A 14,151-nucleotide genomic window follows, 5' to 3' on the forward strand; every position below is an offset into this window, starting at 1 on the left:
ATTCCGGCCCGAACACACGTGAACGAGAAGACAGAAAAGAGGCCAGTTTCCGTCATCCGGTCATCACCCCGCAATCGGGCTCATCACCGGGGCCGCAAGCTGGTTCAGACGCGCGCGGGCGTCGGGATCGCCGGCCGCCGCCGCCCGGGAATACCACCGCGTCGCCTCGCCCAGATCGCGGGCCACGCCGAGCCCGCGCTCATAGTTCTGCCCGGTCCGGAACATGGCCCGCGCATCTCCCGCCTGGGCCGATCTCAGCATCAGGGCCGCGGCCGCCATCGGATCGGGCTTCAGCCCGGCCAGACCGTCCAGATGGAACAGGGCGAGGTAATACTGGGCGCGCGGATCGCCCGCGTCACCGGCCCGCTCCAGCCAGGTCAGGGCCTCGTGGTCGTCGCGCCGGGCGCCGCCCCAGCCCTGATAGAGGTATTCGCCCAGCCGCCCCATGGCGGGAACGATCCCGGCTTCGGCGGCCAGACGGAACAGGGGGTAGGCGTTCGTCGGGTCGGGCTCGACCTGACCCGGAACGCCGGTGTCGTACAGGGCCGCCAGATTGTACTGGGCCGCCGCCACGCCCTGATCGGCCGCCCCGCGATACAGGCGCATGGCCTCCGCCCGGTTGCCGATGGGCGCGGGCTGGACCTCATTGAAATAGCCGAGGTTGGCCATGGCCAGGGCGTCGCCGCGCGCGGCGGCGTCGACGGTGTCGGGGGTGATGTTCGCGCCCTCGATGGTCCGCCAGCCCGAGGCGTCCTGACATTCGAGAACCGCCTCCGCGACCTGGGCCCAGCGGCAACCGGCGGGCGCGGACGGCGGTGCGGCCGGGAGGGCGACCGGCTCCGGAAGCGGGGCGGGATCGTGGACCGGCGTCGACACCTGCGGCTGGACCTGGGCCTGGATGGCGGCGGACAGGCTCTCGGACGCGTCCACCGGAGCCGTGTTCAGCCCCACCGTCGGATTGACCGTGGTGTTCAGCCTCGGCGTCGAGGTCGGGGCGTTCAGCCGGGGCGTGATGGTCGAGGGCGCCGGACGCGGCGCGGGCGGCGGCCGCACCGGAGCGGGAGCCAGCGCGGGCGCGGGCGTCGGCGCTGGAACCGGGGCCGGCACGGTCCGCGCGATGGGCGGCGTCGGCGCGCGTGGCCGGACGCGCGGCGCGGGCGCGGCCCTCGTCGGCGCAGGTCGAGGAGCCGGCGCCGGTCTGGGCGTGATCCGCGGCGGCGGCGGGGCGCACCCGCCCAAGGCCTCGCGCTTGGCGGCGACCATCCCGGCGTCGAAGCCCGGGTTGCGGGCCGTGAAGGTCGTCAGCTGGGCGCAGGTCTCGACGCCTTCGAGTCTCAGCCCGCCCGCGATCTGGGCGTGAGAGAGGCCTGGCGCGGCGGCCAGCAGCGACAGGAGCGGGATCAGTCGGCGGAACATGCGGTCCACCTCTCCACCGAATTGGCCACGTCCAGACGCCGCTCGACCAGTTCGTCGCCGTCGCGGGTCAGGACATAGCGCTGGCCGGACATCAGCTTGGGCCCGTCGAGCGTGACCGACAGGCTGTCGTCCTCGCGCGGCTCGGCGATCTGGCCCACGGCGGGGTCGCCGCCGCCGACCGCGAAGCCGAAGCGGTCGCCGTCGATGCTCAGCCGCGCCTCCAGGCCGTTCGCGCGCCAGCAGCCGGCGAAGGCGGCGTCGCGCGCCTTCGTCAGCCGATCCTCGATCCTGAGCACACCCTCGTCGGCGAGGCGGATCTGGTCGGGCGACGGGATACGAGCGCTCGATCCCTCCGCCGCCGGCGCATTGACCGCCCGATACCACTCCAGACTCTGGCGCAGGACGGCGGGCGACGGGGCCTCCTCCCCGGCCGAGGCCTCATAGAAGTCGGCCAGATCCAGCATGGCCGAGGTCTCGCCCGCAGAGGCGGCGCGGCGCAACCACTCCAGCCCGGCCTGCTCGTCCCGCCCGGGCGTGTCGCGCAGATAGAAGACGCCGAGCCGGGCCATGGCGCCCGACCGCCCCGCCTGGGCCTCGGCGACATCGGTCGGCCTCAGGGTCCCGCGATCCACGACCTGACCCTCGCCGGACCCGCAGCGCAGCGTCAGGTCGCTCTCATTCTCCCCATAGGCCCAGGCGCAGTTGTCGGGGGCCCTGGGCGGCGTTGGCCGCGCCACCGCCTCCTCGGCCTGCGCCGGAGCGACGTCACGGCGCCCCTCGCTGAGCAGGCCGCCCGCGATGGCCACGGCCGCGACCAGCCCGGCGACGGAGGCGGTGGCGATCACCGCGCGGCGCGCCCCCTTCCCGCTCTTCGGCGGCGGCGGCAGGACCCCGGACTTGTAGGACAGATGCTCCGGCGTCGGCGTGGGCCGCAACGCGCCGAGCGTCTCCACCACCGGGACGCCGACTGGCTCGGCTACGACCGGCGGAGGCGCGAGGGCCAGATCGTCCGGCGGCGTCGGCGGGACGCTGAGGTCCTCGACCGCATCGAACCAGATCCGGCCCTCCAGCGGCGGCTCGCCTAACACGGCGGCGGCGCGCCAGTCGGCGACCGTGGCGAAGCGGTCGGCGGCGTTCCGCGACAGCCCCTTCTGCACGGCCTCGATGAAGGCGGGCGGATAGTCGGCGGCCTCCATCCGGCCGGTCAGCCGGGTCTCGTCGGTCCAGGCGAACCACTCGGGCGCATCCCCGCCGGTGATGACCCGATAGAGGACGGCGCACAGGCCATAGAGGTCGGTGGCCGGGACCAGAGGCGCGCTCGCGGTCGCATCCTGGGCCTCGAAGGGCGAAAGGCCGGGCCGGAACAGGCCGTCGAGCCTGCGCACCAACGGAATGAAGGGCCGACGGTCGACGGAGGGGTCGTGCAGCACCGCCCGCCCCGTGCCGACACCGATGCTTTCGGACGCGAGGTTCAGGTGCAGCTGTCCGCGCGAATGGATCGCCTCCAGCCCCGCGGCCAGATCGGCGGCCAGGGCCAGCACCGCCTCCGGCCGCACCACCGCGCCCCCGCCCAGCCGCGCGGCCAGGCTGACGCCCATCGGCGTGGTCCGGACCACCGCCAGGTCGTCGAGGTCGGAAATGGTGCGGATGGTCCCGACGTTCGGATGCGACAGGCCGGCCAGAGCCGTGGCCTGGGCGAGGAAGGCGCGGCGCCCCGCTTCATAGGCTGCGCCCCACGCCGCATCGGCCAGCACCGGCTCTCCGGTCCCGGCCCGGACCAGCACCCCGGCGGGCCAATAGAGTCTCAGGCGTTCGTCGGCGCTCTCGTGCGTCCAGACGTCTCCGATGGAGGGTGAGCGGTCGGCCGCGACGCTCTTCAGCACGGTCTGGCGTCGATCCGACGTCATTACAGCTCCGCCGCGCACAGGCCGGACCCGGGCGAACCGTCGCCCCCGCACCTGTCCGTGATTACTGGCGCCCCCATGCCTGACGCTCACTCTAGGGTCAGTTGCGCCCCCCGAACAAGTCCGGCGCGAGCCGAAAGACCGCCGCAAAAGAAACTCGCCCCGACCGGGTCAGATTCGCGACACTCGCCGTTGTCCTTATTGTCCCGGCGGGCCACCTCGGGACTGGACCGGAGGCGGCGGCTGTTGTTCGGTGCGGGCGGCGGAGATGAACCGCCCGGGGCCGCTCCCAGCAGCCCACGCAGAAACGAAGACCAGAGGCGACGCGCATGACCACCACCGATCAGGAACTCTATCCCGTCCCCGCCGAATGGGCGGCGAAGGCGCATATGGATCGGGCGGGCTATGAGGCGGCGCGGGTGGCGGCGCACGACACCCCGGACGCCTTCTGGGCCGAGGCGGCGAAGCGTCTGGACTGGATCACCGCGCCGACGAAGATCAAGGACGTGTCGTTCGCGAAGGACGACTTCCACATCCACTGGTTCGCCGACGGCGTCCTGAACGTGGCCTGGAACTGCATCGACCGGCATCTGGCCGAGCGGGCCGACCAGACGGCGATCCTTTTCGAGGGCGACGACCCGTCGGTCTCGGGCGCCATCACCTATGCGGAGCTGCACAAGCAGGTCTGCCGCATGGCCAATGTGCTCAAGTATCTCGGCGTCAAAAAGGGCGACCGCGTCACCATCTATCTGCCGATGATCCCGGCCGCCGCCGTGGCCATGCTGGCCTGCGCCCGCATCGGGGCCATCCACTCCGTCGTCTTCGGCGGCTTCAGCCCCGACAGCATCGCCGGCCGCATCGAGGACTGCGGCTCGACTGTGGTCATCACCGCCGACGAGGGCCTGCGCGCCGGCAAGCGGATCGCGCTCAAGGCCAATGTCGACGAGGCCCTGACCAAGGTGTCGGTCGAAAAGGTGCTGGTCTTCGCCCACACCGGCGCCGACGTGCCGATCGTCGAGGGCCGCGACGTGCGGTTCGAGGAGGCGGTGAAGACCGTCAGCGACGACTGTCCCTGCGAGCCGATGGCCGCCGAGGATCCGCTGTTCATCCTCTACACCTCGGGCTCGACCGGCAAGCCCAAGGGGGTGATGCACACCACCGGCGGCTATCTGTTCTGGGCCAGCTACACCCACGAACTGGTCTTCGATTATCGCCCCGGCGAGGTCTTCTGGTGCACCGCCGACGTGGGCTGGGTCACGGGCCACAGCTACGTCGTCTATGGCGCGCTGGCCAACGCCGCCACGACCCTGATGTTCGAGGGGGTGCCCAACTATCCCGACAACGGCCGCTTCTGGTCGGTGGTCGACAAGCACAAGGTCGAGATCTTCTACACTGCGCCGACCGCCCTGCGCGCCCTGATGCGCGACGGCGACGAGCCGGTGAAGCGCTATAGCCGCAAGTCCCTGCGCCTGCTGGGTTCGGTGGGCGAGCCGATCAATCCCGAGGCCTGGCGCTGGTATCATGAGGTCGTCGGCGAGGGCCGGCTGCCGATCGTCGACACCTGGTGGCAGACCGAGACGGGCGGCATCCTCGTCTCCCCCCTGCCCGGCGCCACCGACCTCAAGCCCGGTTCGGCGACCAAACCCCTGCCGGGCGTGGAGCTGGAACTGGTCGATGCGGACGGTGTGGTGCTGGACGGCCCCAACAGCGGCAACCTCGTCATCACCGACAGCTGGCCGGGCCAGATGCGCGGCGTCTGGGGCGACGACCAGCGCTTCTTCGACACCTATTTCAGCGCCTATCCGGGCAAGTATTTCACCGGCGACGGCTGCCGCCGGGATGAGGACGGCTATTACTGGATCACCGGCCGGGTCGACGACGTCATCAACGTCTCGGGCCATCGGATGGGCACCGCCGAGGTGGAGAGCGCCCTTGTCCTGCACGACGACGTCGCCGAGGCCGCCGTGGTCGGCTTCCCCCACGGCATCAAGGGCCAGGGCATCTACGCCTTCGTCACCCTGAACGCCGGCGTCGTCCCCTCCGACGACCTGCGCAAGGCCCTCATCGCCCGGGTCCGCCACGAAATCGGCCCCATCGCCGCCCCCGACGCCATCCAGTTCGCCCCCGGCCTGCCCAAGACCCGCTCCGGCAAGATCATGCGGCGGATCCTGCGCAAGATCGCGGAGAACGACCTGGGCTCGCTGGGGGATACGTCGACGCTGGCGGATCCGTCCGTGGTGGAGGATCTGGTGAAGAACAGGGTGGGGTAAAAGACGTTCTGAAGACACGCGCGGCCTAGATTTCCGGCCCACCTCTTCCGCGCCTTCTCTATGAAATCGTAGCCGAGCCGGCCGGCGCTTTAAGGTCGTTACTGCCTGGACTATTTGAGCGGCTGTTCCCATGTGCAGAGCTGCACTGGAGCACGCCCATGACTGATATCTTCGACCATATCGACGCCCTCCTCACAGACATCCGTCGGTCGGGTCAAACGGCTCTGACGATCCGACTCGGTGCGGACGTTCGCGAGTTCTTCGAAGCCCATGCCGGGGCGGCTTACGTGGATGGTCGGTATTTGGACATCCCGGTGACCTTTGACGCCATCAACCCGACCTCAGTGATTGTAGATTCCGAGTAGGGGTCGATCGGCATCCCAACTTCAGAAGAGGCATCGTGGCGGACAGAGAGGGATTCGAACCCTCGGTAGGCTTTCACCTACACACGCTTTCCAAGCGTGCGCGATCGACCACTCCGCCACCTGTCCGTTTCCACGATCTGCCCGAGGGCCGCGCGGCGCCGGATGGTCTCTCCGGCGGGAGGCGAGGCTGATAGAACAGCCCGTGGCCCTCGGCAAGCGTTGGATCGCCCTGATGTTCGGTTTTCCGAAGCTCCGTCCGGCCAAGCCCGCGCCCGCCTGCGTCCGGAACGCCACAGGAGCCCGCCGCCACACGCCCCGCGTGAGAATGCCGATGACTCAAAGACCTTCGTTCTGTTAACTATTCTGAACGGAGGGGGATGGGGATGGCGTGGTCATTCTCGGGATTGTTCCGGCAACGGACGGTCAAGGAGACGTTCGATCCGACGCCCATCGCGGTCGGAATCGTCCCCCCGTCGCTGACCGACACCCTCTGGGCGTTGCGCCGCACCGAGGACATGGTCGAGTTGATGCTGTCGTTCAGCGGCGGCAAGCTGGTCTCGAAGATCGACGGTTGGGCCCTCGTTCCTGACGGCGCCCTGACCCTGATCGCCTGGTTCCGGCCGCAGCACGGTCAGGAGCGGGCGATCGGCGAAGGCGTCATGAACGGCAAGATGTCCGGCCTGCTGTCGGGCTGGAGCCGGGTGGTGGTCAAGCGCCCCGCCGGCGCCCCCGCCGAACTGGCCTTCACTGCGCCCGAGCTGCTGAAGGCGCTTGAGGACTGGCCGCTGGTGCTCACCAAGAACGCCGCGCCCGCCGACGGCGAGACCGGCGACTTCCTGAACATCGGCCTCGCCCACGGCGTATCGCTGGATGCGGCGGCCAAGGCCGTCGAACAGCTGAAGTCGGCCGGGGCGAAGATCGGGCGCAAGGTCGGGCCGTCGACCGGCTCCGGCGTGCTGGACGCCAAGGGGCGCACCACGGTCCAGGCCGCCGCCGACAAGGCGGTGAGCAAGGTCGTGACCCATCTGGGCGTCACCAATCCCGTCCTGATCGATGCGGCCCACCGCACCTTCAATGAGGGCGTGGTAGGCTATCTGGGGGTCGTCGAACTCCTGACCCCGCCCGGCAAGCCGGTGAAGCCGCCCGTGACGGCGACGGCGCTGGAGCTGCCCTACCGCCTCTATATGTCGCCGACGCGCAAGGAGCGGTTCCGGCACCGGACCAAGCCCTTCGCCGCCGTGGGACGCACCGAGCTCTGGTCCTCGCGCCTGACGCTGAAGGACTCGGCCGAGCCCGGCGGCGCCGAGGAGGCCTCGCGCGATCCGGCGGCGGTGCGGCCGATCTGGACGCCGGACCTGATCGATCCGCCGGTCCCCGGGTCGGAGCCCACGGCGGCCGACAAGGACTTCGCCATGACCGGGCTGGACCGGTCGGATCTGGTCCATCTGGGCGCGGACTACGGCGCTCCCATCCCCGGGTTGTCCACGAAGTGGAAGCCGACTCCCGCGCGGGTCCGGCGGCTTGAGCTGTCGGCGCTGGGCGGCTTCCTGGACCTGCACGGCCACTGGTCCGGTCCCCTGCCCGCAGGCGTCAGTCTGGAGACCTGGAAACAGCGGCTCTCGCTGGGCCGAGACAGCCGGGTCGAGATCACCCGCGCCGGGGTCTTGGCCCCGTTCGGGCACAAGGCCTTATGGATCACCGTCACGACCCGCGAGGTCCGGGACATTCCCCACGCCCTGACGCCGGGCGATCAGGCCTGGTTCGCCGACGTGGCCATTCTGGTGAAGCGCGAGTTCATCGCCGTCGTCGAACCGAAGAAGCGCTTCGACGCGACCACCCTGCCGAACGGCGGCCGCACCCTGCCCTTCGCAGAGGTCGAGATCCTGACCGGGGTGACCCGGATCGACGGCAAGTTCGCGAGCTTGTGGCCCCGGATGTTCGGTCAGAACGCGCCGGTGTCCTTTGCCGTCAGGGCCCGCGATGGCGCGGGCCGGACAGTGCGCTTCACCATGCCCATGGCCTTCGTGAAGATGGACGCGGCTGTCGATACGAACGCCTGCAACGGCTTCCGCAACCAGTACAACGCCGGTCCGGACGTCAAGGACCCTGGCCTGACCCAGGCCGGACTGGGTCGCCAGATCGTCCAGCTGGCGCCCGATGCGGCGAAGGACAGCCTGTCCTTGCCCGCCAGCCTGCTCGACTTCGAGATCGAGGAATTCGCGGCCGCGTCCGACGCCAACGGCGGGCGGCACCTGTTCCGGCCGAAGCTGAAGATGGCGAAGGTGGAGGCGCCGGGCTCCGGCGAGTTCGCGGGCGGGGTCAAGGACGTCGAGGTCGCCTATTTCAAGGCCTATGCGACAGGCGGATACGGCGGGGCCAATGCGGGCGAGGTCGCCCTGGCCCTGGCCAAGCCCCTGCCCCTGTTCGCCCCGGGTGGCGGGGCCTCCAGCGAGAAGGCCGGGCCGGTGGCGACGCCGCGCGTGGCCATTCACGGCTATTCCCGCCTGACGGGGGCGGTGACCGGCGACGCCTCGGCGGCGGCCGGCGCGGCGGCCAAGGCCCTGGACGCGGTCGCGGGCGGCGGGCTGGATCCCGCGACCCTGCTGCCCGACATGAAGCTGCTGGGCGCCTTCCCCATCTCCGATTTGCTGGACAAGCTGGAACTGCCCCCGGCGAACGGCGAGGCCAAGCTGGGCGAGGCCATGCGGCTGAAGCGCGAAAAGACGCCCGAGGGCGAACGCGCGGTCCTGTCCTTCAGTCAGCCCCTGAAGAAGGAGATCGGAACGGGTCTGGTCTTCTCGCCCGCGAGCGGCGCCGAGCTGAACATCAGGGCGGTCGCCGCCGTGCCCTCGGCGGGCGCCGCGAGCGGGACGCCGGCGGCCCAGTCCCTGGACGCGGCGGTCACCCACTTCGGGATCAGCTTCTTCGGCGTGATCCGCATCGACTTCAAGAAGCTGGCCTTCGTCATCCGGCCCGGCGCCAAGCCCGACCTCGATCTGGTCTTCGCCGATCCGAAACCGGCCGGCCCCGGCCCCCTGACCTTCACCGGCGACCTGGCCTTCCTGCAGCAGTTGGCCGACATCCTGCCGACCTCGGCCTTCAGCGACCCGCCGGACCTGCAGATCACGACCTCCGGCGTGGTCGCGGGCTACAGCCTGGGCCTGCCCCCGATCCAGCTCGGCGCGCTGGCGCTCAGCAACATCGGCTTCGGGGCCCGGTTCCAGCTGCCCTTCCTCGGCGACGCCCCGAGCTTGAGGGTCAACTTCGCCGAGCGCCATTCGCCGTTCGGCATCCTGGTGTCCCTGCTCGGCGGCGGCGGCTTCTTCGCGGTGGAGCTGGACACCCACGGCCTGAAGATGATCGAGGGCACGCTGGAGGCCCAGGCCGGGATCGCCATCAACCTCGGCGTCGCCGCCGGGGCGGTGCAGGCGCGGCTGGGCATCTACTACCGCTGGGAGGTCTCGACCGCCGGCGACAAGATGACCTTCGAAGCCTTCGCCGAACTGCGCGGCGAACTGTGCGTCCTGGGCCTGATCACCGTCAGCATCACCTTCCACGTCGCCCTCGGCCTCGTGAAGTCCGATGCAGGCAAGGAACTGGTCGGCAAGGCCTCGATCACGGTCGAGATCGAGTTGCTGTTCTTCTCCAAGTCGGTGTCGGTCGAATGCGAGCGCCGCTTCCAGGGCTCCAAGGGCGACCCGACCTTCCTTGAGGTCTTCCCCGCCGCGACCCAACCCTCGGCGTGGACGGCCTATACGTCCGCCTTCGCGTGAGCCCCCGATGACCGACAGCCGCGTGATCTGGACCGCCCTGCCCCTGGGCCTCGACGCCCAGGGCCATCTGCGCCTGACGGCCCTGGCCTCGATCCGCCTGCGCGGCACCGGCGCCCTGACGCTTCAGAATTTCGACTGGATCCGCAACTGGACCACCCTGGTGGATCAGGCGAGCTGGCACGCCAGCTTCGGCCAGCTGTCGGCGGAGCTGGAGCGCGAGGGCCAGCCCCAGGCGGCGGGCAAGGACTGGTGGGACCAGCTGTTCCCGGCCTCCACCCCGGTGAACTCCCACGCCTTCGATGACCTGAGCGCGGCGACCATCGTCAGCTATGACCCGTCGAAGCTGCAGGAGGTCTTCCTGGAGCTCTACGGCACGGCGGCGGCGGCGGTGTCGTCGCAGGATCTGCCGAGCCTGGCCGAACTGGGCGCGGCGGTGTCCAGCGATCCGAACCGGCAGAGGCTGCGCGACCTCTGGCCCGACGCGCACAAGCCCAAGCCGGAGAAGCCCGGACCCGATCACTCCAAGGACCGCGACCGCCTCCCGGCCGGCTATCCCTACGATGGTCCGGTCGCCAGGCCGGCCTCGGCGCCTACCCAGCCCGTGATCCCGCCTCTGGTCCCCTTCGCCGGGATCACCAACTATCTGGCCAACGGCAAGGCCCAGGCCGCCATCGGGGCGCTGGACGCCTATATGGCGGCGCTGAGGCCCGACCCGGACATGCTGGAGAAGGACAAGCCCAAGCCGAACCAGGCCCTGGGCCTGCTCAACGCGGCTGACGGCTATCAGAAGAAGCTGGACGCCCTGAAGGCGGAGTTCGACTTCCACGCCAAGCTTTCGACGCTCGGTCAGCACGCCCCCCTGATGCGGATGCTGCGGCTGACGGTGCCGTTGCGGTCCAAGGCGCCGATCACGGCCAAGATCACCGAGGCCCAGAAGGCGGGCGTGCGGGTCATCTGCGACTGGAACGGCGGCCCCTATTCGGCCGACGCCCTGCCCGACGGCGCGCCCCTGACGGCGCTGGGCACGGGTCTGAAGGCGGCGTCCCGGCCGGACGGCTATCTGACCAACGGCTGGCTGGACCCGGTCAAGGCCGGGCTGAGCGCGATCCAGATGGACGTCGAGGGCGCAACGCGGAAACTCCAGGGTCTGGACGCCGCCGACGCCGGGACCGCCAAGTCCGAGGTGGAGGCGCTCAGCGAACTGACCGCCCTGCCCGACGAATTGGCCAGCGATCAGGACGCGGGTCTGCCCGCCCTGCGCTCGCAAGGCTTCGCCCTGACCTTCGCGGCGCTCGACGACCGGCTGCGCAAGACCTTCGACCGGGCCAAGGCCTTCAACGACGACCTCGACGGCGCCCCTCTGGCCAAGAAGGACCTGACCGAGGGGCCGGACATCCCGGGTCTGGTCGTCGCCGGCGGCCACGCACTCTATGCCGAGGACCTGACCCGGGGCTTCCGCATCGATGTGCTGGATCAGGACGCCCCGAACGCGACCTGGCGCTCGCTGCACCGGCGCACCGAAAACTATGCCGCGGGCAGCCTGAAATACACGGTGGTCGAGAGCGAGGGCCTGGTGCGCGGCGCCTTGGCCCAGGCGGGCGTCGGCGACGACGTCTCGCCGGTGATGGTCGCCCACCCGGCCCTGGCCGTCTGGACCGGCTGGAGCCTGTCGGTCCCGCATCCGGCCAAGGTGGTCGGCAATGAGATCGGCGCGGGCACGGCGGACGCACCGAAGCCTGAACTGCTCGATCCGTCCAACCCCGAGAGCGGCCTCGGCCTGGCGGTGAGCCACACGGACGCCAAGGGCCTGCCCTCGCTGCGCTACGGCCGCCACTACGGTTTCCGGGTGCGGGCAGTCGATCTGGCCGGACAGTCGCTGCCGCCCGAGACCGTCGCCGCGACCGCCCCGGCGATCAAGGCCCAGCGCTTCGACCGGCTGGACCCGATCGAGCCGCCCGTCATGGCCTTCGTCGAGAGCCCCTCGGACCACCCGATCGCCGGCGAGGCCCTGCACCGGCTGGCGATCCGGTCGCTGGCCGGGGACGCGGACGGTAGCAGCCGGACCTCACGGCGTCTGGCCTATCCGCCGCGCGTGGCCATGGATCAGGCCGAGCGCCACGGCAAGCTGGACAAGGACGGCCGGATCGACCCGGCGGCCTACACCGTCCTGGCCCAGAAGGATCATCCGGACGCGGCGATCCCGGCGAAGGCTGTCCCGCTGGAGACCACCGACGGGATCATCGATGCCGATGTCGAGGCTCCGGAACAGCGCATCGCCCCGCCCGGCCAGCTGGAGCCCGGCTATCTGCCCGACCCCCTGTCCGGAAAGTGGGTGGTGAAGATCGAGCCGATCCGCGCTTCGGGCCTGTCGAAGGCGACGCCGGAGACCGTGGTGCTGGCCGGCGACTGGCCCAACTTCAAGGGCTTGATGGTCACCCTGGACGCCGGGCCGGCGGGCGCGGTGCTCAGCCAGAACAGCCTGGCCGTGACCCTGCCGCCCGGCGAGGCCGTGCGCATCAGCCTGTCGGCCGTGCCGCCCCAGCCCAAGGCCTTCGGCGTGTGGAACTGGGCCAACCAGCCCGCCTTCGGCCCGCTCGGCGCCCCGGTCATCGCCGCCGCCGAGACCGGCCAGCACTGGATGCTGAGCCCGGTGCGCACGCTGGAGGTCGTCCATGCGGTGCAGAAGCCGGTGCTGGCCCCGACCTTCGGCGCGCCGGTCGCTCCCGGCGGAACACCCGCGCCCTGGCCGGTCACGACCTCGCGCGGGGCCGGGGCCAAGGCGGCCGGCCTGAGCTTCGCCTCCCGGGTCCATCTGAACTCGACGCGGCAGATCGAGGTCTATGCCGACTGGAAAGAACCGGTCGACGCCATCGGCCCCACCGGACCGACCGCCACGCCCCATGCGGCGCAGAGCCTGGTGCGCCCCGTGACCGACGCCGACTTCCTCAACGCCGCGGGCGACGCCCCTGCCGCCTGGCTCGCCGGTCAGCCGGTCTCGACGCGCGACCTGGCGGTCAGCGACGTCCAGACCTTCGGCGACGCCCGCGCGCGGCTGCTGTCGCTCAAGGTCGCGGCCGTGTCCCGCTACCGCGAATACATGCCCAAGGCGGTGCGCGAGGATCATACGGCCGGGCTGAAGTCGCCGACCGCCCTGACCGACGACGCCGTGGCCCATGCCTGGGTCCCCAGCGCGGCGCGGCCGCCGGCGCCCATCATCGTCTCGGTGACCCCGACCTTCGCCTGGGAGCGCGACGCGACGCCCGGAGCGGCCAAGCAGTCCAGCCATCGCGGGCGGCCCGGCTATCGCGTCTGGCTTGACCGGCCCTGGTCGATCACCGGCTTCAACGAGATGCTGGCGGTGTGCAGCTACGTCGACATCACCGACAAGGACATCTTCGGCACCCGTCTGGCCGAGGAGGACCGCAAGGGCCTGGTCACCCAGTGGGGCCTCGATCCCCTCTTCATCGCCAAGGTCCCCACGAACGTGAACCAGGTGCAGTTCCCCCGCGCGGTGGGCTCGTCGAAGGCGGCGCCGGCGCGTCCGGCCTTTTTCGCCACCCCCGAGGGCCAGCCCTGGGCCGAGGCCTTCGACGGCCTGCCCGACGGCTTCCTGAGGAACCTGGTCTCCCTCCCCGGGCGGCCGGGGCGCAGGGTCTTCGTCTCGCCCCACCTCGTCGACTGGGACCCGGAGCGCAAGCTCTGGTTCTGCGACATCGAGATCGAGACCGACGAGGTCTACATGCCCTTCGTCCAGCTGGCGCTTGCCCGCTATCAGCCGATGTCCCTCTACACCCAGCCCGAGCACGCGCTGATGGCGGGGATCAAGAGCGTGGACAGGATCGGCGTCGCCCCCCACGCGGACCTGCCCGCCGAGGACCTGCATCTGTCGCCGCCGGTGGCGACCGACTTCCTGCAGATCCTGCCCGAGCGACTGACCCGGATCGAACAGGCCGACGGCTATGTCGATGTGCGCGTCTTCGGCCTCCCCGCTCCGAGCTCGACCTTCCTGCGCGGCGCCAATTTCCAGATCCGGCTGGTTGATCTGTCAGGTCCCGATCCCGACCTGCATCCCGCAGGAAAGCCGATCCAGACAGGCCCCATTCCGGCCGTGGGCCTGACCCCGGTCGCCCTGGGAAGTCCGAGCCTGTCGGCCGCCACGGCCGCCGGCCTGTCGGGCGTCATCGGGACGGCCCACCCGATCGGCGCGCCCGGCGCGACCGTGACGACGAAGAAGCCCCTGCCCCTGCTGTTCTCGGCGCGGGTGCCCCTACCCAAGGGCGGCTTCGCCCGGCGTCTGGTGATCGAGGAACTCGAGGACTGGCCCACCCCGATCTTCGACCAGGCCCAGCAGTTCCCGCCGGGCGTCGAGCGGGGCGACGGCCGTCTGGTCTATCTGGATCAGTTCGATCTCTGACGGCTCTTT

General features: G+C 70.6%; 6 protein-coding genes and 1 tRNA gene. 4 read left to right on the forward strand and 3 right to left on the reverse strand.

Going from position 1 to position 14,151, the window contains the following annotated elements; translation table 11 throughout:
• Window positions 1-63 precede the first annotated feature (63 nt).
• Window positions 64-1,416: a tetratricopeptide repeat protein gene (locus tag ACW172_RS00115; protein ID WP_492033175.1), complete on the reverse strand. Its 1,353-nt coding sequence runs from the start codon at window positions 1,414-1,416 to the stop codon at window positions 64-66.
• On the reverse strand, window positions 1,401-3,323 hold the full coding sequence (locus ACW172_RS00120; protein WP_492033176.1) for a protein kinase family protein: 1,923 nt from the start codon (window positions 3,321-3,323) through the stop codon (window positions 1,401-1,403). The genes ACW172_RS00115 and ACW172_RS00120 overlap by 16 nt, the downstream gene beginning before the upstream one ends.
• Before the next feature lie 326 nt (window positions 3,324-3,649).
• Between ACW172_RS00120 and acs the strand changes: the two genes are divergently transcribed.
• Together acs and ACW172_RS00130 are read left to right on the forward strand one after the other, a co-directional pair.
• Window positions 3,650-5,590 (forward strand): acetate--CoA ligase, encoded by a 1,941-nt coding sequence (gene acs, locus ACW172_RS00125; RefSeq protein ID WP_492033177.1) that lies wholly within the window; start codon window positions 3,650-3,652, stop codon window positions 5,588-5,590.
• A 158-nt stretch (window positions 5,591-5,748) separates the two neighbouring features.
• Complete coding sequence (locus ACW172_RS00130) at window positions 5,749-5,955, forward strand: hypothetical protein (RefSeq protein ID WP_492033178.1); 207 nt, start codon at window positions 5,749-5,751, stop codon at window positions 5,953-5,955.
• Window positions 5,956-5,991: 36 nt separating this feature from the next.
• Here ACW172_RS00130 and ACW172_RS00135 read toward each other — a convergent pair.
• A tRNA-Ser gene (locus tag ACW172_RS00135) sits at window positions 5,992-6,081 on the reverse strand.
• A gap of 257 nt (window positions 6,082-6,338) precedes the next feature.
• On the opposite strand from ACW172_RS00135, the gene ACW172_RS00140 reads away from it, so the two are divergent.
• The gene (locus ACW172_RS00140; protein WP_492033179.1) at window positions 6,339-9,728 is read left to right on the forward strand and encodes a hypothetical protein; all 3,390 of its coding nucleotides are present in this window, start codon (window positions 6,339-6,341) and stop codon (window positions 9,726-9,728) included.
• A gap of 7 nt (window positions 9,729-9,735) precedes the next feature.
• Window positions 9,736-14,142 carry a hypothetical protein gene (locus ACW172_RS00145; protein ID WP_492033180.1) on the forward strand — a complete coding sequence of 1,469 codons (4,407 nt, stop codon included), beginning with the start codon at window positions 9,736-9,738 and terminating at the stop codon, window positions 14,140-14,142.
• Window positions 14,143-14,151: the final 9 nt, after the last annotated feature.

It is taken from the genome of Brevundimonas sp. ALps5 (genome assembly GCF_058681645.1).

What these genes read in the sequence shown, in the direction of transcription:
- ACW172_RS00145 (WP_492033180.1), top strand. Translation starts at nt 9,736, where the DNA reads ATGACCGACAGCCGCGTGATCTGGACCGCCCTGCCCCTGGGCCTCGAC.
- ACW172_RS00130 (WP_492033178.1), top strand. Translation starts at nt 5,749, where the DNA reads ATGACTGATATCTTCGACCATATCGACGCCCTCCTCACAGACATCCGT.
- acs (WP_492033177.1), top strand. Translation starts at nt 3,650, where the DNA reads ATGACCACCACCGATCAGGAACTCTATCCCGTCCCCGCCGAATGGGCG.
- ACW172_RS00120 (WP_492033176.1), bottom strand. Translation starts at nt 3,323, where the DNA reads ATGACGTCGGATCGACGCCAGACCGTGCTGAAGAGCGTCGCGGCCGAC.
- ACW172_RS00140 (WP_492033179.1), top strand. Translation starts at nt 6,339, where the DNA reads ATGGCGTGGTCATTCTCGGGATTGTTCCGGCAACGGACGGTCAAGGAG.
- ACW172_RS00115 (WP_492033175.1), bottom strand. Translation starts at nt 1,416, where the DNA reads ATGTTCCGCCGACTGATCCCGCTCCTGTCGCTGCTGGCCGCCGCGCCA.